The organism is Paraburkholderia sp. GAS199 (assembly GCF_050436585.1).
Classification (GTDB): domain Bacteria; phylum Pseudomonadota; class Gammaproteobacteria; order Burkholderiales; family Burkholderiaceae; genus Paraburkholderia.
Genome location: NZ_JBNDMM010000001.1, coordinates 1,042,468 through 1,060,137, shown reverse-complemented (window position 1 = coordinate 1,060,137; position 17,670 = coordinate 1,042,468). Strand labels below are relative to the sequence as shown.

Here is a 17,670-nt window from a genome sequence, read left to right as displayed (position 1 = left end):
GCTGAGGAATGCGCCTATACAGGCTCTGCCTTAGCCTGGCAGCACGACTAGTGAATAAAGTCCAAACGCAAATAGATCGCCACAGTTGAACGGCGTGTGTAATGCCGATGGATCTCCAGAGCCACAAATGACCACCAGCACTCCCGCCCTCACCCCGCAGAACGTATTCACTAGGTAAAACCCCGTATTTCAAGCACCCGCATTCCCGACTACCCTGCCTTCTCACATAAACAGAACGTCGTTCTTTTAGACAGAACGAACCAGCCGCGAGACATTTTAGGAGGATCACATGGCAAGCCTGCCGCTCGACGCACATGGAGCGTCGCCCGATTCAAGCGTGAGCGCGCCCGGCTCCGTGCCCGGTATCAACGCGAGAATCGATCGTCTGCCCGCGACGCGCGCAGTTTGGATGCTGGTGTTTCTGCTTTCCATTGGTGGCTGGTTCGAGTTCTACGATCTGTTCTTCACCGCGTATGTCGGTCCTGGCCTCGTCAAGAGCGGCGTGTATTCGACCACCACGGCGTCGTTCTTCGGCGTCTCGGGTCTGGGCGCGTTCGTCGCGGCGTCGTTCGCCGGCCTTTTTATCGGCACCTTCTTTCTAGCCGGCATGGCCGACCGCTACGGCCGCAAAACCGTGTTCACCGTGTCGCTGCTCTGGTACTCCGCGGCCACGCTGATCATGGCGCTGCAAACCACGGCGCCCGCCATCAACGTATGGCGGCTGATCGCCGGCATCGGCGTGGGTGTGGAACTGGTGACAATCGACACCTACGTGAGCGAACTGGTGCCGAAGCATCTGCGCGGCCGCGCGTTCGCCTTCGTTCACCTCGTGCAGTACAGCGCTGTGCCGTCGGTCGCGTTCCTCGCGTGGTGGCTCGTGCCGCGCACGCCGTTCGGTCTCGACGGCTGGCGCTGGGTTGTGATCATCGGAGCGCTGGGGGCGCTAGTCGTGTGGGCGATTCGCCGCCGCGTGCCGGAAAGCCCACGCTGGCTCGCGCAACAGGGCCGCACTACCGAAGCCGAACAGGTGCTGCAGACGCTCGAAGCCAAAGTCGCCGCCCAATATGGCCGCCCGCTGCCCGCCGCCGTGCCGACCGTGGAACCGGCCACCACGCGCGCCGCCTTCCGCGAAATCTGGCAGCCGCCGTATCGCAGCCGTGCGATCACGATGCTCGTGTTCAACCTCTTCCAGTCGATCGGCTTCTACGGCTTCGCTTCGTGGGTACCGACGTTGCTCGTCTCCAAAGGCGTGACGATCACGCACAGCCTGCTGTACTCGTTCGTGATCGCGATCTCGAATCCGTTCGGCCCGCTGCTCGGCATGGCCTTCGCCGACCGCATCGAACGGAAGACACTGATCGTGCTCTCCGCGCTCGGCATCGCGGTGTTCGGCAGCCTGTTCGCGACGCAAACGTCACCCGCCATGCTGATGACGCTCGGCGTGCTCATCACGCTGTGCGGCACGCTGCTGTCCGTCGGCTATCACGCCTATCAGACGGAACTGTTCCCCACGCGTTTGCGGGCGCGCGCCGTCGGCTTCGTTTACTCGATGTCGCGCCTGTCCGCGATGTTCTCCGGCTTCATGATCGCTTTCGCGCTGCGTCACTTCGAAGTGACCGGCGTGTTCGCGTTGATCACCGTGTCGATGGTGATGGTGATGGGCGCAATCGGCTTCTTCGGACCGCGCACCAATCACCGCAATCTCGACGAAATTTCGCATTGAAAGAGGCTTCAAAGATGACGCTGCCGTTGGCTGGAGTGCGAGTACTCGATTTATCGAATGTACTCGCCGGACCGTTTTGCGCGTATCAACTCGCGCTGCTCGGCGCCGAAGTGATCAAGATCGAACATCCCGAAGGCGGCGATCTCGCGCGCCGTTTAGGCGCCGACAAACACGCATCGGCGCGCAACATGGGCGCCTCGTTCGTCGCAGTGAACGCGGGCAAACAATCGGTCACGCTCAATCTCAAAGACCCGCGCGGCAAGGAGATTCTGCGCGACTTCGTGCGCAACGCAGACGTGCTCGTCGAAAACTTCCGGCCCGGCGTGATGACACGCCTCGGCCTCGATTTCGACGCGCTGCGCGAGGTGAATCCCAAGCTGGTCTACTGCGCGATCTCGGGCTTCGGCATGAACGGCGAGTTCTCGAAGCGCCCCGCGTACGACCAGATCATTCAGGGCATTGCAGGCGTGATGAGCGTGACCGGCGACGCGCACAGCGCGCCGCTGCGCGTCGGCTATCCGGTGTCGGATACGGTCGGCGGATTGACGGCCGCATTCGGCATCTGCGCGGCCTTGCTCGATGCGCGGACGACAGGCCACGGGCGCATGCTCGACGTGTCAATGCTCGAATCCACGCTCGCGACGATGGGCTGGGTCGTGTCGAACTATCTGAACGCAGGCGTCACGCCCGAGCCGATGGGCAACGAGAACTTCACGGCCGCGCCGTCCGGCACGTTCGCGACCGGCGACGGTCCGCTGAACATCGCGGCGAACGAAAACAAGCAGTTCGCGAGTCTGTGTCATCTGATTGGCCGCGCTGATCTGCTCGACGACGCGCGCTTCTCCGAGCGCAACGCGCGCAAAGTGAATCGCGCCGCGCTGAAGGCCGAAATCGAAAGCGCGCTCGCGAGCGACAGCGCCGCGAATTGGGAAGCAAAGTTTTTTGAAGCCGGTGTGCCGGCGGGCCGAGTGATGTCTGTACCGGAGATTCTCGGTCACCCACATCTTGCGTCGCGCGAGTTCATCCGCGAATTTCCCGCTGAAGGCGAGGTCGACGCGCAACGCGTGACCCGCGCCGGTTTTCGTCTGAACGATGCAGACACGTCACCTGTCGCGCCCGCGCCGGTTCTCTCGGCCAACACGCGCGAGCAGCTCGTCGCGCTCGGCTACGACGACGCACATATCGACCATCTACGCGCTGAAGGAGTGATCTGAGCATGACGCAACCCGATTTCGACGCCGCCAAACTCGCCGCCGACTACTGGGGCACGTCGATCATCGACATTCATCCAGGCTCGATCAACGTGCGCGGCTTTCCGATTCAGGAATTGATCGGCGCGATCAGTTTTCCGCAGATGATCTGGCTGATGCTGCGCGGTGAGCTTCCCGACGCGGCACAGGCACGGCTCTTCGAAGCGGCACTCGTCGCTTCCGTGGATCACGGTCCGCACGCGCCCTCGATTGCAATTTCGCGCATCGCGACGAGTTGCGGTCTGCCGTTGAACGGCGCCATGGCATCGGCGATCAACGCACTCGACGACGTGCACGGCGGCGCGGGCCAGCAGGCGGTGGAGTTATACGACGCGATCGCTGAGCGCATGGAAAACGGCGCGACGCTGGAAAACGCAGTGGAATCCGGCGTGGATGCATTCATCGCGGAGCACGGCAAATATCTACCGGGCTTCGGCCATCGCTTCCATCCCGTCGATCCGCGCGCCACGCGACTGCTCGCACTCGTCGACGATTGCGTCGAACAGAAAACGATTGACGGACGCTACGCCGCGATCGCGCGAGGCATCGAAGCATTGCTCAAAGCACGCAAGAATCGGCCAGTGCCGATGAATATCGACGGCGCAACCGCCGTGATCTACGCGGAACTCGGCTTCGCGCCGGAACTGGCGCGCGGCGTATTCTGCCTTTCACGCGCCGTGGGCATTCTTTCGCATGCGTGGGAACAGCGTGGCCGCAAGGAACGCAATAAAGGTCCGATGCCGCGCCAGATGAATTACACGTACACGGGCAAGCCCGAACGTCACTTGCCCTGAACCTCGAGCGCACGCCGCTGCGCGTTGCGCATGGCGCGCGAGTCGCCGCCGAGCGCATCGGTGGCGCGCGTCGCGCATTCGAACAGCGCATCGAGATTTTGTTCGAGAAATGCCTGATCGATGCGCGAGCTGGGACCTGCCAGCGTCACGACGCCGCGCAAACTTTGACGCACACCGAACACCGGCATAGAGATACCCGCCGTTTCACGATCGCGTTCGCCGATCGACATACAGTAGAAATCTTCGCGAATCCTCTCGTACGGTTCGCCCTGCATGCCGCCGAAAGCGAGAAGTGCTCGCCCGCCCGAGCCGCTTTCCAGCGGCAGCACGTCGCCTTCGCGCACATGAAAGCGCACCGCATGCGTCGAATCGACGCGATGCAGACAGACACGCACTGCTTCGTCGCGCACATAGAACGAGACGCTCTCGCCGCTCGCTTCGGCAAGTTCACGCATCAGCGGCACGACAATATCGCCCATGTTCAGACTGCGTTGATAGAGCGCGCCCAGCATGAACGTAGCGGGGCCGAGCTGATAGCGGCCATCATCGAGGCGCAGCAGCAAGCGATGCTGGATAAGCGAGCCCGCCAACCGCAGCAGCGTGCTCTTGTACAGGCCTGTGCGCGCCGCGAGCTCTGCAAGCGTGAGGGCTTCGTCGTCGGGGCGGAATGCAAACAGGATCGCACAGGCTCGGTCGATCACGGCCACGCCTTCGCTGTCCTTTGGGATGGTTTTTTCCGTTGGCATCGTTCAGACAAGGCATGATGAGAAAACCAAATTTTACGCCACAGTGGCTGTGCTCCGGGCCTCCAGTTCAATGAAAAATAAGGTGATATTCTTTTCAGCAGAGCATCACTGACATTCGCAGATGCGCCAGATGGTCAACGTCTTGTCTCCGCTGCAGTCTAACGCCGGAAATTGAGTTCTATAGGCGACTGCTGGCTTCGAAGGTGCAACGCTCCGCCACAAATTCACCGCACTATTTAACGAGCCGAAGCTCGCTCAGGCTGCCGGCAATCTGCCCGAATGTCTTCTGCAGCGTCGAGTTGTCCGGCGCGTGAAAATAGTGATCGGCATCGGTCGCGCACGCGAGCATCGATTGCTGCGCGACGCTGCTCGACGAATCCGAGCCGAACGTGATCGCGTAGATCGTGATGCCCTCGGCCTTCATCTTGTTGCACAACGCGAGCTGATACGTGTTGAGGTCGTCCACGTAGCCGGCACCACCCGCGCTCGAATCCGTCGGACTGTTCTTGTGCAGTTCCGCCGAGTCGATACGACCGTTGGAGAGCGTGCTGCCGTCCGCGCGCGTGACGCTCGGCACGTTCAGCAGCGCGTTGCCAATGCCACTTAGTCCGTTGTTATAGATGGCGTTCGGGAACGTGTTCGTGCCGCTCACCTGGTTCTGGCCGTCGGTGAGAATGATCAGCACGCGCTTCAGGCCCACCTTATCGACCGGATACGGCAGCGTCGTGCTGCCCCACCCCGTCGTGCCTGCCCAATCGGGCGACAGCATGCGCCAGCCCCACAGCAGGCCGAGCGGAATGATGGTCGATCCAGCCGCATTCATTCCCTTGATGGCCGTATTCAACGCGGACTGATCCGAACTCAGGAACACGACTTTCTGCGAAATGCAGTTGTTGTTCTGCGTGTAAGTGGAGTTGGGATTATCGGAGCGTTGCGCCCAGATCCGCGTGAGACCGGAATACTTATCCTGCGCGTAGATGTTGCCCGGCTCGCCATTCGGATTCGGCACGCCGCCCGAGGTTATCGTGAACGGGATGCTGTTGATCGTGGTCGCCGGCTTGGAGAGGTTCGACGCGCAGTTCTGCCACGTGCCGCTCGGACACGTCTGCACCTGCATGCCCGAAGCCGGCGCGTTGTAGTAGTACTTCTTGAAAACCTTATCTGCAGGCTTGTAGGTCTGCACGTCGAGCACGCCGTTCTGCTCATCCGGTTTGCCGTTGGTGAGCCGCGGCTCGACCGTGCAGCCAGACCATGAACTTTCGACCACCCCATTCGTGTTGTACGAAGGCAGCGCGCCGAACCAGTTGCTCGAACTGGCAATGCTTTTTACGTTGACGGTGCTCGCGAACGGCACGAGACCGATCACCGCGTTGCCGGCGGGCGGCGTGCTGCCGTCGCCGAGCATGAGTGTGACAAGCGTCGAAGCCGCGTCGCGCAAACCCTGAATCTTGGTCGCGCCGCCGCTGCCGGTCGCGCTGCTGCCCATCGAACCCGTGTTGTCGAGGCCCATCACCAGTTCGAGATTGGTTTCGTTGCGACGGACTGCGGAGTTGCTCGCAGTGACGGTGTCGACCAGGATTGGCAGAAGACCGGCGGACCACATCGGCACGTTCGCGTTCACCTGCACGGATACAGTTTGCCCCGTGCCGAGCGCGCCGGTCACGGTTGCCTGGAAGCTCTTCGGGTCGACCGTACCGCTCACGTAATTGTCCGGGACATTGCTCATCAGATAGTTGTACGCATTGGTCTTCCATGCGTCGAAGTCGCTGCCCTGCAAGGTCGGATACAGGCTCAGGTTCACGCTGGCCGACAGCGTGGCGACGTCGAGCGCGTTCTGCAAGCGCGCCGCCATCAGATGCACGCGCATCATATCGATGCCGCCCAGCATGCTCATCAGAATGAGCCCGATACAGACGGCGAACATGGGCGTGACCGCGCCGCGCTCGCGGCGGCGCTTCGCGCGCGCAATGCGCAGCGCACGACTGACAATGGAAGCTTTGGCGTAAGCCGGCGAAGGCAACAAGGTGTCGCTCATGATGAAGTCAATAGAACTGGCGTCTTGCGCGGTCTGGCGAACACGACCTCGTAGACGGTGACGACGCCGGGCGCATTCGACCAGAATGCGGAGCTCATCAGAAACGGATTGAACTGGTAGAACACTTCGACGGCGATCATCGAGTCGCCGCTGAAAAATGGCCACGCGGAGGGTTTGAGCCCCGCCGGAAGCCGGGAATTCTGGTTGGGGCTGTTGGCACCATTAACCGGCGAGCGACGCTGCCAAAGCGTAGCTGGCGTGCCGGTCGAACCGACGCTGCCAATCGCCTGCGGGTTCTGACAGTTATTCGACACCGTGTCGCAAATCGACGTGATGATCACTTCGCCGCGGCTCTGAAAATCGAGCGGTTGCGAGATCGCCGTAGCCGCATACCAGTACGTGCCGATGTTGTTGGCGCTCGCCGTGGTATTCACGTCGACGATGCTCGCCTTCTGGCCGAGCGTGTCGGCAAGCGTGAAGGCGACGCGCTCGGCGGCCGACACCGTACGCAGATACAGATACAGCTCGGTGAAGCCGAGCATGACGAATAGCAGAAGCGGCACAATCACGGCCGTTTCGATGCCGGCAACGCCATGGTCGGATCGCCAGAAGCGTTTCAGGCGAAGCCGTGCAGCACGCTGGCGGCAGCGGCGAATGAGAGAGCGCATCATTGGGAGGGTTCGTTCTGCACGACAAATGTGCGGGTGAAACTCAGGGTCGGGATGCCGAACAGCTCGGGAATACCGGTGAAGCTGCTCATCGTGATCGTGAGCGAATAGCTCACCACGTCGTCGTAGTTGCCTGTGCCACTCACGCCGAGGTCCGCGTCCCACACGCCGTTCTTGTTCACGTCCACGAAGGGATCGCCCTTGACGTAGTGGCCGACATTGCCGACGTCGGTGTACGGTTCCGCGCCGGCGGAGCCGATGTACGACGGATAGACCTTACTCACGACGCTGAAGGTCTTCACGCGCGACATCCACACGACCATCGTGCCCTTGATGCTGTCGTTGACCGCGTCCTGCATCGTTTGGCCATTGGGCGGCAGCGTCGTGATGCCAAGTCGCGAAGCGCGCTGCACGGCCGTTTCAACCGTCGCATCGACCCATAGATCGAGGCCGGTTTCCACCGTGCCGAGCAGCAGGAACACGACCACGGGCGCGACGATTGCGAATTCGATGGCGGTCACGGCGCGCTCGTCGCGGCCAAAACGGCGTGCGCAGAGGCGCAGCGCGCTCCCAAGCGCACGCAGCGGGTTGTACAGGGTGACGAAGCGGTCGTGCACGCGCGGCCTTATTCGATCGGCGAAATGCGCATATCCGTCGCGGACGGTCCGCGCGGAGACGGCTTGTCGGCCGGAGCCTGCTTCGCGAGCAGATCCCTCACCGCGCTGTAATAGCGCAGATCGTCGTTGACGGATCCCTTGGGCAAGTCGATCGAGAGAATCCGGCCGGCCGCTTCGTCGTTACCCAGCACGCCGTAGGCGAGCGCCAGATTCTGACGTGCCTGCGGCGGCGCGCTCGGACCGTTGGCTACGTCGAGCAGCAGGTTCGCGCCTTCGCGCGGCTGTCCATCGAGTATCAGCGAAAGGCCGAGGTTGCTGCGCAACGCGACGTCGCCCGGCGTGGTTTCGAGGCCGCGGCGGTACGCGTCCTGCGCGTCGTGATGCCGGCCGCTCAGGTCGTAGGCCGCGCCCAGCCCGGCCCACGCAACGGCGTCGGCGGGGTTGGCGGCGACTAGCGGCTGGTACAGTTCGATCGCGTCGGCAAAGCGCCGTTCATGCACGGCGACGCGCGCGAGGCCGATGCGCGGACCGCGCGCGCCCTTGGCGATCGCGCCGGCGCGTTCGTACATCGAGCGCGCGCGATTCATGTCACCGGCGAGGTACAGGGTGTCGGCGAGACCGAGCAGCGCCTCCGTCGAATCGGGATGCGCGGCCAGTTCACGTTCGTAGATCGATGCCGCCATCTGCACGTTGCCGCCTTGTAGCGCGGTATTGGCGATGTGCATTTCGCTCGCGGTGCTCGGTGAAGAGTTGAGCACGGTGGGACGCGCCATCGGAATCTGCGCACGCGGCGACGAGCCGCATGCGCCGAGCGCGGTGATGGCGAGAAGCGCGGATACGCACAGCGTGGCGCGAGTGATCAGATTGAGCTTCATTTGAGTAGTTGTCCAAATACCGAGCCCAGCGTCAGAATCGCCGGGCCGCATGCGATCATCACCACTGTCGGCAGGATAAAGATCATCATGGGCAGCGTGATCTTCGGGGGTAGCTTGGCGGCCTTTTCTTCCATCGCCATCAGACGCGCGGAACGTTCGCTGCGTGACAGCACGCGCAGCGCCTGCGTGATCGGGGTGCCGTACTGCATGGACTGCACGAGCGTCGAAACAAGGCTGCGTGCGGACGGCAGGTCGACGCGTTCCGCGAAATTGCGCAACACGGCCGCGCTGTCGCCGCCCAGCTGCAACTCGTTCGCGGTGAACGTGAGTTCCTGCGCGAGTGCGGGAGCCATCATCGAGATCTCCGACGACACGCGGCGGATCGCGACGCTCAAACTGTTACCGGCATTCGTACAGATGACGAGCAGGTCGAGCGCGTCCGGCAGATACAGCGAAATCTCGTTGCGACGGCGGCCTGAGTACCAGGCCAACACATACTCGGGAATGATCATGCCGACCATGAAGCCACCGAGCGAAGCGAACACGCGCATGACGAAAAAGTCGCCGAAACGCGGTACGCGCTGGAAGAAAATGAACGCGGGAATCGCAATCGCGAGACCTGCAAAAAACTTCCCGGCAACCAGCAATGCAGTAGCGCGGCGGCTGCGAAAACCCGCGCGCACGAGGTTTTGCGTGAGCGCCGCGCGGCGCTTGGCGTCGAGAAGCGGAAGCCGGTCGCCAATATCCGCCATGCGTTTGACGAGGCGCTTCGCGAACGTATCCGCTACTTCATCGGCTTCGTCGGTCTGGGTGATCTTCAACGCATTCAGCGTGCGCACGCGATCGGCAACACGCTCAGCGGGGCCGCTGCGCATGCGGTAGTAGTAGTACGCGATGGCGAGCAGCAGTACGCACAACGACAGGTCGAGCAGCTTGGCGGCGGGGAAAACCATGATCTAGCGTGCCTTTAACGTGCGTTGTCGAGGTTGGACATCTTCGAGATCACGAGCAGGCCGGTGGCGAGCAGCGCTCCCGAGATGAACAGGATCGTGTGTCCGCTGGGGCGCTCGAACAACAACATGATGTAATCGCGGCTGACCAGATACAGAACGCCGAGAATGAAGAACGGCACGGCGGCGATGATCTTGCTGGCCACTCGCGTTTCGCCCGTCAGCGCGCGCGTTTTGAGCCGCAGGTCGCGGCGCGCGCGAATGATCGCGGAGAGGTTTTCGAGCGTCTCGCCCAGCTGTCCGCCGGTTTCGCGTTGCAGCAGCAGACACACGGAGAAGAACGAGAAGTCCGGAATCTGGATGCGTTTTACCGCGACTTCGAGCACTTCGTCGATGCCGATACCCACCTTCAGCGAATGACCCATCGTCTTAAACTCGGCACGCACGGGCTCGCTGCCTTCGTCGCCGGCCGCGACGATCGCCTGCGTCACTGGCACACCCGCGCGCACGGCGCGAATGATCAGGTCGAGCGTGTCGGGAAACGCGTTCACGAAGCGCAACTGATAATGCGCGATGAGCTTGTGATAAAGACGGTACGTCATGAACGCCATGATCGCGAGCGCGGCGAACGGCGTGCCCCAACCCGGCAGCGGCGCATAGTGCAGCGCGCCGAGACTCGCGCCGAACATCAGCACGGCCGCGATCGCCACGATCACCGCACCTCGCGGTCCCGCCACGATCTTCAGGCGCTCGATACGCGCTTCGAGCCACGCCTTCGCGGGATGATTGTTCACCTGCGCGCGAAAGCCGCTCGCCGCCCGTTCGCCTGCAATGCTGTCACGTCCACCGTTCTTCTGGGCGATTACGCCGAGCCGTGCCTTGATCAGCACAGGTGCGCTCGTGCGCGCGGAACGCATGATGACGCGCACGATCAACCCGACGAACAGGAAGCCGACGAACACCGAGACCGTGAGAATGTCGACGGGCGTCATGACTGCATCGCTTCCTGAAGCGCTTCTTCGAGGCCGTAATAAGCGGCGCGCTGCGAGAATGCAGGCCGTACCGACGAGGCCTCGAACGTGCCTTTCACTTCGTCGTTGAACGAACTCGCGTCGTAGCGGAACGTGAAGAGATCCTGCGTGATGATCACGTCGCCTTCCATGCCGGCCACTTCGGTCACACGTGTGATGCGGCGCATGCCGTCGCGCATCCGTTCGATCTGGAGAATCAGATTCACGGCGCTCGCAATCTGGCGGCGAATCGACACGAGCGGCAAATTGCCGTTCGCCATCATGACCATGCTTTCGATACGCGTGAGCGCGTCACGCGGTGTGTTCGCGTGGACTGTGGTCATCGAGCCGTCGTGGCCGGTGTTCATGGCCTGCAACACGTCGAACGCTTCGGGGCCGCGCGTTTCGCCGAGAATAATGCGGTCCGGCCGCATCCGCAGCGCGTTTCGCACGAGGTCGCGCTGGTTCACGCCGCCAGTGCCTTCGGTGTTGTCGGGCCGCGTTTCGAGGCTCACCACGTGCGGCTGCTGCAATTGCAATTCGGCCGCGTCTTCGATCGTCAGGATTCGTTCGCGTGCGTCGATGAAGTGCGACATCGCGTTGAGCAGCGTTGTCTTGCCGGAACCCGTGCCGCCGGAAATGATCGTGTTCAGACGGCACGCGCTGGCGATTTTCAGCACCCGCATCATCGGTTCGGAGAGGTTGCCCTGCTGCGCCATGCGTGCAAGGGTGATGTTGCGCTTGCTGAACTTACGAATGGCGATGCACGCGCCACGCAGCGCGAGCGGCGGCAGCACGACGTTGACCCGGCTGCCGTCGGCGAGACGCGCATCCACCATCGGGCTGCTTTCGTCGACGCGGCGGCCCACGGCGGCGGCGATCCGTTGCGCGACGTTCACCACGTGCGCATTGTCGCGAAACTTGAGCGGCGTGAGTTCGAGGCGGCCGTGGCGCTCCACGTAAACCTGATCGGAACCGTTCACCAGAATGTCGGTGATGGTGTCGTCGGCGAGCAGCGGCTCGATCGGGCCGACGCCAAACATGTCGTTGAGAATTTCATCGACGATCTGATTCAACTCGACCTGCGTGACGTTCAGACGGTCGCGTTCGACGATCTGCGCGCCGATCTGCTCGATGCCCTTGCGCACCTGCGGACGCGTTTGCACGACCACGGCCGACACGTTCATGCCCGCGTACACGGCGGTGCGAATGATGCGGAAATTGTCCGAGCGGATCAACGCTTCGCTGCCCTCGTTCGGCGTGTGCGGCGCGGCGCTCAGGCCCGCAATCGCAGCACCGGCACCCGGCGCAGCGCTACTGGCGACGTGTGCACCGTGCGGCGCGTGCGATGCAGGCGACCCGTGCACGGCATGCACAGCATGCGATGCGGCGTCGCCGGCATTCGCTCCGGCCGACGCGGCGCGATCGATCGCGCTAAGCGCGTCGAGCGTGCTGGAAGAATGGTAGGTGTCGGGCGCGTCGTTCTTCTGTCCGAACATCATGCGCTCCTGCGCTTGAGACGTCGTGCGATCCAACCCGGCTGCGCGACGATCGGCTGCCCTGTAAGGTCGGCGCTCAACTGCTCGACCGCTGCACCGAATGCCGACGCGGAGGTGAAGCGCCCTGCTTCGCCCAGGTTTTCCGCAGTCTGGACGCTGCGGCCGTCGTACGGCACTTCAGCCTGGACCACCCGGCCCACCGCCTGCATGAAGTCGGCGGGTTTCACCTGAGTCGGGATCGACGGCGTCGGGTTGTTCAGCACGAGCGACGCCGACGGCGTGCCCGAGCGGCTCTCGACATAGCGGAACAGGCGCGGAGCGTGACGCGCCGAGTGCACCGAACGGTCGGCCACCACGAACACCCGGCGCGACGCCGAGATCGCTTCCTCGGCGAGCGGCGACTGTGCATTCGGCACGTCGAGCACGACATAGTGGAAGCTGTTCTTCAGCACGTTGATGAGCGCCGAGAGACCGCCCGGCGGCGGCGTGAAGTCCGCGCCGTATTCCAGTTCGGACGACAGCACGAAAAAGCGGTTGCCCTTGGGCAGCAACGTTCGTTCGAGGTATTGCGGATCGAGCCGGTGCACGTTCGTGAGTGCGTCGGCAAGACCATTGTTGCTGTCGAGGGCGAGCATCGAATGCACCGCGCCGCCGCGCAGATTCACGTCGATATACGCGACCCGGCGATGCGTATCCGCCGCCAGATGCTGGCTGATCGAGAGCGCGAGCGTCGTCACGCCCACGCCGCCGCGCGTGCCGATGAAGCTCACCACCTTACCGGCGCGCGCCGAGTTGATCGGGGAGTGAGTGTCGCCGTCCAGTGTGCGTTGCAGCAGTTCCAGCGCGATCGGCTTGACCACGTAGTCGCTGACGCCGAGTTGCAGCAGGTTGCGGAACAGGCCGACGTCGTTACGGTCGCCGAGCACGAACACCTTCACCGACGGTTCGCAGACCTGGGCGAGACGCGCGAGGTCGGAGACCGGCATCGTCGAACCGGAAATATCGACGAGCAGACGCGAAGGCGAACGCTCGGCGCCTTTGAGAAATTCGATGGCCGCGTCGATGTCGCCCACCGCCACGTGGGCGTGCGGCATCATCTGGTCGAGCACATAGCGGCGCACGGCGCCCTCGCTGTCGCGGTCGGCCACGAAAGCGAGGAATTCGCACGACTTGCTGGCTTGTGCCGCGCCCGGCTTGATCAGGCTCATGAGGCTCATGTTGCGTTCCTGCTGGAGTTCGGGGTCGTCACGGTCGTCACTTGGCTTGCTGGCGCGTGCTGGTTTGGTCGAGCGGCGTCACCTCGTTCAACTGGTAGCGGCGCACGGCGGCGGCGGCGACCGCGCCGTCGGCCGGACCCATCGGCTTGGGACTCACGATGTCGGCCGGGCGCGCGATCTGCGCGGCCAGATTGCTATAGGTTGCGCAGCCGAATGCGACGCTCGGCCGGCGGAACCCGGCGTTCGTAACGAGCGACTCGCGTTCCAAGTCCGTGCAATCCGGACCGATCACGGAATGGCCGTCATACGAAAGCGTGGAAGCGTCGGGCATGCCGATCGACGGCTTGGTGAAGCAGCCGCCCAGCAACGTGCAGGCAGCAAGGGCGATCGACGCGTAGAACAATGAGCGGATGGACATGGTGCGTGCTCAGTAAATGAAACCTGCCGCGCCGACGAGGCGTGGCGTCGAGGCGGAGAGCGGATCCAGTCCGATCTTCTTCTGATAGGTGTATTCGACGTCGCTGCTCGGGCTCAGCACGGCCATCGAATCGGTCGGCGTGCGCAGGCGGCCCGGATCGGTCGGCTGCACGATGTACGGCGTCACGATCACGACCAGTTCGGTCTTGTTGTTCTGGTAGTTCGTCGAGGTGAACAGCTTGCCGAGCACGGGCAGCGAACCGAGCCCCGGCACCTGAGAGATCACGTCATTCGTATTGGCCTGCAACAGACCGCCGATGGCAAAGCTTTGTCCACTGGAAAGCTCGACGGTGGTGTCCAGACGCCGCACCGACAGACCCGGAATGGTGATGCCACCCGTCGTGATGCTCGCGCCCGAATCGAGCTGGCTCACTTCAGGCCGCACTTTCAGGCTGATGTGGTTGTCGGCGAGCACGGTGGGCGTGAAGTCGAGCTTCACGCCGAACTGCTTGAATTCGATGGTGATCGCGTTGTCCTGCTGCTGGATCGGAATCGGGAATTCGCCGCCCGCGAGAAAGCTCGCGGTTTGTCCCGACAAGGCAACCAGATTCGGCTCGGCCAGCACGGAAATGAGGCCCTCCTGATTCAGTGCATCGATCAGCGCCTGAATGTTGGTGTGCGACGTGGAAAAGCCGCCGAGCACCGAGAACGCGTTGTTGCTCGGCAGGTTCACCGTGTTCGGCGTCGTGTTCAGATTCATGATCTGACGCCCGCTGAACACGCCAGCCGAAAAGTTGCCGGCAAAATTGCTGATCGTGCTCCAGTTGATGCCGAGTTGCTGCGTGACGTTGCGATCGATCTCCGTGATCCGCACGCGCAACTGAACCTGCTGCGGACGCGGAATCGACAGACGGTTAATCAGCTGTTCCTTTTCTTTCATGTACGGCGTGAGCGTCTGCACGATGGCGTCGGCTTCGGCGGCATTGTTGACGTCGCCGGAAATCATCAGCGAGCCAGGCGCGCTGATGAGATTCAAATGCAGCGCAGGAAAGCGCGTACGCAGAATTGAATCCAGTGTGGTGACGTCCTGGCTCACCACGATGGTTTGCCGCAACACCTGCTTGTTGTTGGCGCCGAGTACGTAGAGCGTCGTGGTGCCGGCTTTCTTGCCGAGCACGAACACCGCGCGCGGGTTCGGGACGTTCACGTCGGCGATTTCCGGATCGGCGACGAACACGGCAGTGGCAGGCTCCGTCAGCCGGACCATTTCGCCCTTGCCGGCCGCGACCGTCAACTGCGCTTCGTGGCCGGCAACCGACGCTTGCGGCTGCGCGTCGGCATGCGTCGGCGAAGCGGCGACCTTGCGCGGCGCAGAGAGAATCGTGCCTTTGGATGCCGCGCAGGCAAACGACGCGGCGAACGACATCAGGACAGCCGCGCAAAGCGGTTTGAAGAAAGCGGGCATGACGGAAGGTTCCGGTGATACGTTCGATTCAAAGCGTCGGTTGATCATGGTGGGATTCACTGCGCCACCGGAACGCCGTCGACATACTGTTGTGCGATGGGCTTCATCGTCGCGGCGGGCTTGCCCGCCGGCGGCGTTGCCACTATCTGTTTCGTCGCGCCGGGCAGCGCCATGGCCGTCGGAATCGGCGGCAGCGGCGGAACGCCTGCGCTCCATGCACCGGCCTGCTCGCTAGATACGGCCGTCTTCTCCGAGCCACGGAAAACCTGCACGGGTGCCTCGACCGGGGCGGCGCGGACCACTTCGGCGGGTGCCGGCGCGCTGGCACGCTGCACGCGTGCGGTGTGCGTGATGTCGCCTGCGTAGACCGGCGGCGGTGCGTCTTCGACCGCGTCGCTCGCGGCATTTACCACGGTCGTGCGCGCGAAACTGCGCAGCGCCAGCGAAAGGCTGCCCAGCTTGCTGGCCACGGCAATCACTTCGGCGCGATGCGGTGTGACTTCCAGTGTCACGGTGCGTGCCGTTGCACGCGGCTCCGAGTCAACCGTGTTGTTACCCGTGGGGCGATGGAACTGCGAACCGACCGCCAGGACACGGACGCGTTGAGCAACCGTTTCGCTGGTGATCGACATGTCGCGCGAAGCGTCCTGACGATCCAGTTGTTGCGTCAGCAACAGGTCCACGAAATCGCCGGGCTGGATGAGACCGGCATTGCCGGAGACGTCGTCGATGGCCACCGACACGGCGCGCATGTCCGGCTTGAGCGTTGCGGCGAGAAAGCCGGGGTCATTGGCCGGAATCACGTCGGCAGTGACAATCACCGCGCCTTTCGCAATCGGATGACGCAGCAATGCGCCCTTGAGTTCGGGGCCGTCGATACCTTTGACGATGGCACCGTTGGGCACGTCACCATCGGCAACGGCGCGCCAGCCGAAATCGGTTTCGCGCAGCAGCAAACCTTCGGGGAGATCGGCCGCGGTGACGCGAATCATCTTGCTCGTCTCGACGGGCGCGGGCGTATTGCTCGCCGCATTCAGATACAACGTGCGCGCCAGAACGGCGAAGAGCCCGGCGGCAACTACGAGCAACAGGAGTTTGACAGTATTGGACATGACGGCGGCCCGGCTGGAAGCTTAAAAACGAGGCAAACGGAAAATGACGGGCAACCACAGACCAGCGGTACCACCCACTGCAAGTGCAACGCCATACGGCACGCCGCGTTTCGCCGAAAGCCAGTGCGCGAGCCGCTCGACAGGACGGCGCGGCGCGGCGGCGGCTTCTTCGCCGGCTGCGCGCTCGCGGCGGCGCGTGACGCGCGCGGCCAGCACACTGCAGGCGGCGACCGGCAACCCGGCCAGCGAAACGAGTATGAGAACGGGCCACGCAAGCGCGCCGCCGGTCCACACGAAAATTGCTGCGGCCATCTTGACGTCGCCGCCGCCTACCCAACGCAGCGCGAACATCACGAAGCCGATGACGAACACGGCGAGCGCAACGGCGCCATGTTTGAGAATGAGATAAAGCGGATCGCCCGCGATAATCGCGTCGACGAAATACAGCACGCCCACCGCGATAACGAGTCGCGTAGGCAACCGGCGATGACGGATGTCATAGGCCGCGAGCGCGAGAAGCGCGACGCTGGCGAGTAGGCGAATGAAAAGAGACAAGGAGGGGCTCGGGTGTCGGCCGGGAAGGCGGCGGTGCCAGCAAAGCGCACCGCCGTGTCCGGACTTTAGTTCGTTGCCGGAGCCTTCGTTACTGCGTTGCTCACTTGCGCATTGCCCTTCGTGAACAGCGAAGCTACGTTTCCGCCCATCGTGACGGCACCCACCGTCACCGCACCGACGATCAGCGCCGCAAGAATTGCGTACTCGATAGCGCTCACGCCACGTTCGTCTTTTGCAAATTTCTTCATCAGTTGACGCATTTTTTGCTCACCCCTTTTCCAGATTTCAAAAGCTTCCTGCACGCACCCAACGATTCGGTTGCTTTGGGAAGTGGGCCAATCGTATCTAGGAAAAGAAGAAATAATTTTTCGATATGCGATTCAAAACGCAGTCTTTTCGGGACTTAAGTTTTGAATAAAAATGCCGATAGGCGAACGCAGATCGGGAAGCTTGAGGGGGCGAGAAATGCTTATTTGAAGAACTGCGCCATTGCAGCGCGTGTGATGGGTAAAAGTTGCTGCAGTGAAAGCGTTTCACTGTGTATCAGTTTAAACGTTTGCGCAAGCCTATTCAACGAATAGCTGCTATTGGAATATGACCGGCGGCGCACTCATGATTCACGAAAAGAAGCGCAGGGGCAGTACTATTTTCAACTATCTTGAGGCGCGGAACACGGAACGGAAGCGGTATTTTTTCCTTTAAGATTTTTATTTCGTTGCGTCGGCAACGAAAAGAGA

At 62.6% G+C, this 17,670-nt stretch carries 17 protein-coding genes; 3 read left to right on the top strand and 14 right to left on the bottom strand.

The features are described from left to right. Positions 1-289: 289 nt before the first annotated feature. From P3T18_RS04600 to P3T18_RS04590, 3 genes are read left to right on the top strand one after another with little or no spacing between them, the layout of a single operon-like run. On the top strand, positions 290-1,723 hold the full coding sequence (locus tag P3T18_RS04600) for an MFS transporter (RefSeq protein WP_429298722.1): 1,434 nt from the start codon (positions 290-292) through the stop codon (positions 1,721-1,723). A gap of 14 nt (positions 1,724-1,737) precedes the next feature. Further along, the gene (locus tag P3T18_RS04595) at positions 1,738-2,937 is read left to right on the top strand and encodes a CaiB/BaiF CoA transferase family protein (protein ID WP_429298721.1); all 1,200 of its coding nucleotides are present in this window, start codon (positions 1,738-1,740) and stop codon (positions 2,935-2,937) included. A 2-nt stretch (positions 2,938-2,939) separates the two neighbouring features. Next, complete coding sequence (locus P3T18_RS04590; RefSeq protein WP_429298720.1) at positions 2,940-3,767, top strand: citryl-CoA lyase; 828 nt, start codon at positions 2,940-2,942, stop codon at positions 3,765-3,767. Here the strand turns inward: P3T18_RS04590 and P3T18_RS04585 are convergent. From P3T18_RS04585 to P3T18_RS04520, 14 genes are all read right to left on the bottom strand, one after another. Continuing rightward, positions 3,755-4,474, bottom strand: coding sequence for an IclR family transcriptional regulator (locus P3T18_RS04585; protein WP_429298719.1), 720 nt, complete (start codon positions 4,472-4,474; stop codon positions 3,755-3,757). The two genes, P3T18_RS04590 and P3T18_RS04585, sit on opposite strands and share 13 nt — an antisense overlap. 271 nt (positions 4,475-4,745) lie before the next feature. Beyond that, positions 4,746-6,548 (bottom strand): pilus assembly protein TadG-related protein, encoded by a 1,803-nt coding sequence (locus P3T18_RS04580; protein ID WP_429298718.1) that lies wholly within the window; start codon positions 6,546-6,548, stop codon positions 4,746-4,748. Then, entirely contained in the window at positions 6,545-7,219 is a 675-nt protein-coding gene (locus P3T18_RS04575; protein ID WP_429298717.1) for a TadE/TadG family type IV pilus assembly protein, read from the bottom strand. Before P3T18_RS04575 ends, P3T18_RS04580 begins: the two co-directional genes overlap by 4 nt. Beyond that, the gene (locus P3T18_RS04570; protein WP_429298716.1) at positions 7,216-7,833 is read right to left on the bottom strand and encodes a TadE/TadG family type IV pilus assembly protein; all 618 of its coding nucleotides are present in this window, start codon (positions 7,831-7,833) and stop codon (positions 7,216-7,218) included. The genes P3T18_RS04575 and P3T18_RS04570 overlap by 4 nt, the downstream gene beginning before the upstream one ends. Before the next feature lie 8 nt (positions 7,834-7,841). Then, a complete protein-coding gene (locus P3T18_RS04565; protein ID WP_429298715.1) occupies positions 7,842-8,708 on the bottom strand; it encodes a tetratricopeptide repeat protein in 867 nt (288 codons plus the stop codon). Then, positions 8,705-9,661 (bottom strand): type II secretion system F family protein, encoded by a 957-nt coding sequence (locus P3T18_RS04560; protein ID WP_429298714.1) that lies wholly within the window; start codon positions 9,659-9,661, stop codon positions 8,705-8,707. Before P3T18_RS04560 ends, P3T18_RS04565 begins: the two co-directional genes overlap by 4 nt. Positions 9,662-9,675: 14 nt before the next feature. Next, the gene (locus tag P3T18_RS04555; protein WP_429298713.1) at positions 9,676-10,650 is read right to left on the bottom strand and encodes a type II secretion system F family protein; all 975 of its coding nucleotides are present in this window, start codon (positions 10,648-10,650) and stop codon (positions 9,676-9,678) included. Then, positions 10,647-12,170 (bottom strand): CpaF family protein, encoded by a 1,524-nt coding sequence (locus P3T18_RS04550; protein WP_429298712.1) that lies wholly within the window; start codon positions 12,168-12,170, stop codon positions 10,647-10,649. Before P3T18_RS04550 ends, P3T18_RS04555 begins: the two co-directional genes overlap by 4 nt. Further along, positions 12,167-13,384: an AAA family ATPase gene (locus P3T18_RS04545; protein ID WP_429298711.1), complete on the bottom strand. Its 1,218-nt coding sequence runs from the start codon at positions 13,382-13,384 to the stop codon at positions 12,167-12,169. The genes P3T18_RS04550 and P3T18_RS04545 overlap by 4 nt, the downstream gene beginning before the upstream one ends. 37 nt (positions 13,385-13,421) lie before the next feature. Beyond that, positions 13,422-13,802: a CpaD family pilus assembly lipoprotein gene (locus P3T18_RS04540; protein WP_429298710.1), complete on the bottom strand. Its 381-nt coding sequence runs from the start codon at positions 13,800-13,802 to the stop codon at positions 13,422-13,424. Positions 13,803-13,811: 9 nt separating this feature from the next. Beyond that, positions 13,812-15,266 carry a type II and III secretion system protein family protein gene (locus P3T18_RS04535; protein WP_429298709.1) on the bottom strand — a complete coding sequence of 485 codons (1,455 nt, stop codon included), beginning with the start codon at positions 15,264-15,266 and terminating at the stop codon, positions 13,812-13,814. 56 nt (positions 15,267-15,322) lie between these two features. Then, complete coding sequence (gene cpaB / locus P3T18_RS04530; protein ID WP_429298708.1) at positions 15,323-16,378, bottom strand: Flp pilus assembly protein CpaB; 1,056 nt, start codon at positions 16,376-16,378, stop codon at positions 15,323-15,325. A gap of 21 nt (positions 16,379-16,399) precedes the next feature. Continuing rightward, a complete protein-coding gene (locus P3T18_RS04525) occupies positions 16,400-16,933 on the bottom strand; it encodes an A24 family peptidase (RefSeq protein ID WP_429298707.1) in 534 nt (177 codons plus the stop codon). A 65-nt stretch (positions 16,934-16,998) separates the two neighbouring features. Beyond that, complete coding sequence (locus tag P3T18_RS04520) at positions 16,999-17,235, bottom strand: Flp family type IVb pilin (protein ID WP_429298706.1); 237 nt, start codon at positions 17,233-17,235, stop codon at positions 16,999-17,001. Between the last annotated feature and the right edge of the window lie 435 nt (positions 17,236-17,670).

Excerpts from the sequence above, each read along its gene's own strand:
- P3T18_RS04600 (WP_429298722.1), top strand. The coding sequence starts at position 290 with ATGGCAAGCCTGCCGCTCGACGCACATGGAGCGTCGCCCGATTCAAGC.
- P3T18_RS04595 (WP_429298721.1), top strand. The coding sequence starts at position 1,738 with ATGACGCTGCCGTTGGCTGGAGTGCGAGTACTCGATTTATCGAATGTA.
- P3T18_RS04590 (WP_429298720.1), top strand. The coding sequence starts at position 2,940 with ATGACGCAACCCGATTTCGACGCCGCCAAACTCGCCGCCGACTACTGG.
- P3T18_RS04580 (WP_429298718.1), bottom strand. The coding sequence starts at position 6,548 with ATGAGCGACACCTTGTTGCCTTCGCCGGCTTACGCCAAAGCTTCCATT.
- P3T18_RS04575 (WP_429298717.1), bottom strand. The coding sequence starts at position 7,219 with ATGATGCGCTCTCTCATTCGCCGCTGCCGCCAGCGTGCTGCACGGCTT.
- P3T18_RS04565 (WP_429298715.1), bottom strand. The coding sequence starts at position 8,708 with ATGAAGCTCAATCTGATCACTCGCGCCACGCTGTGCGTATCCGCGCTT.
- P3T18_RS04560 (WP_429298714.1), bottom strand. The coding sequence starts at position 9,661 with ATGGTTTTCCCCGCCGCCAAGCTGCTCGACCTGTCGTTGTGCGTACTG.
- P3T18_RS04555 (WP_429298713.1), bottom strand. The coding sequence starts at position 10,650 with ATGACGCCCGTCGACATTCTCACGGTCTCGGTGTTCGTCGGCTTCCTG.
- P3T18_RS04550 (WP_429298712.1), bottom strand. The coding sequence starts at position 12,170 with ATGATGTTCGGACAGAAGAACGACGCGCCCGACACCTACCATTCTTCC.
- P3T18_RS04545 (WP_429298711.1), bottom strand. The coding sequence starts at position 13,384 with ATGAGCCTCATGAGCCTGATCAAGCCGGGCGCGGCACAAGCCAGCAAG.
- P3T18_RS04540 (WP_429298710.1), bottom strand. The coding sequence starts at position 13,802 with ATGTCCATCCGCTCATTGTTCTACGCGTCGATCGCCCTTGCTGCCTGC.
- P3T18_RS04535 (WP_429298709.1), bottom strand. The coding sequence starts at position 15,266 with ATGCCCGCTTTCTTCAAACCGCTTTGCGCGGCTGTCCTGATGTCGTTC.
- cpaB (WP_429298708.1), bottom strand. The coding sequence starts at position 16,378 with ATGTCCAATACTGTCAAACTCCTGTTGCTCGTAGTTGCCGCCGGGCTC.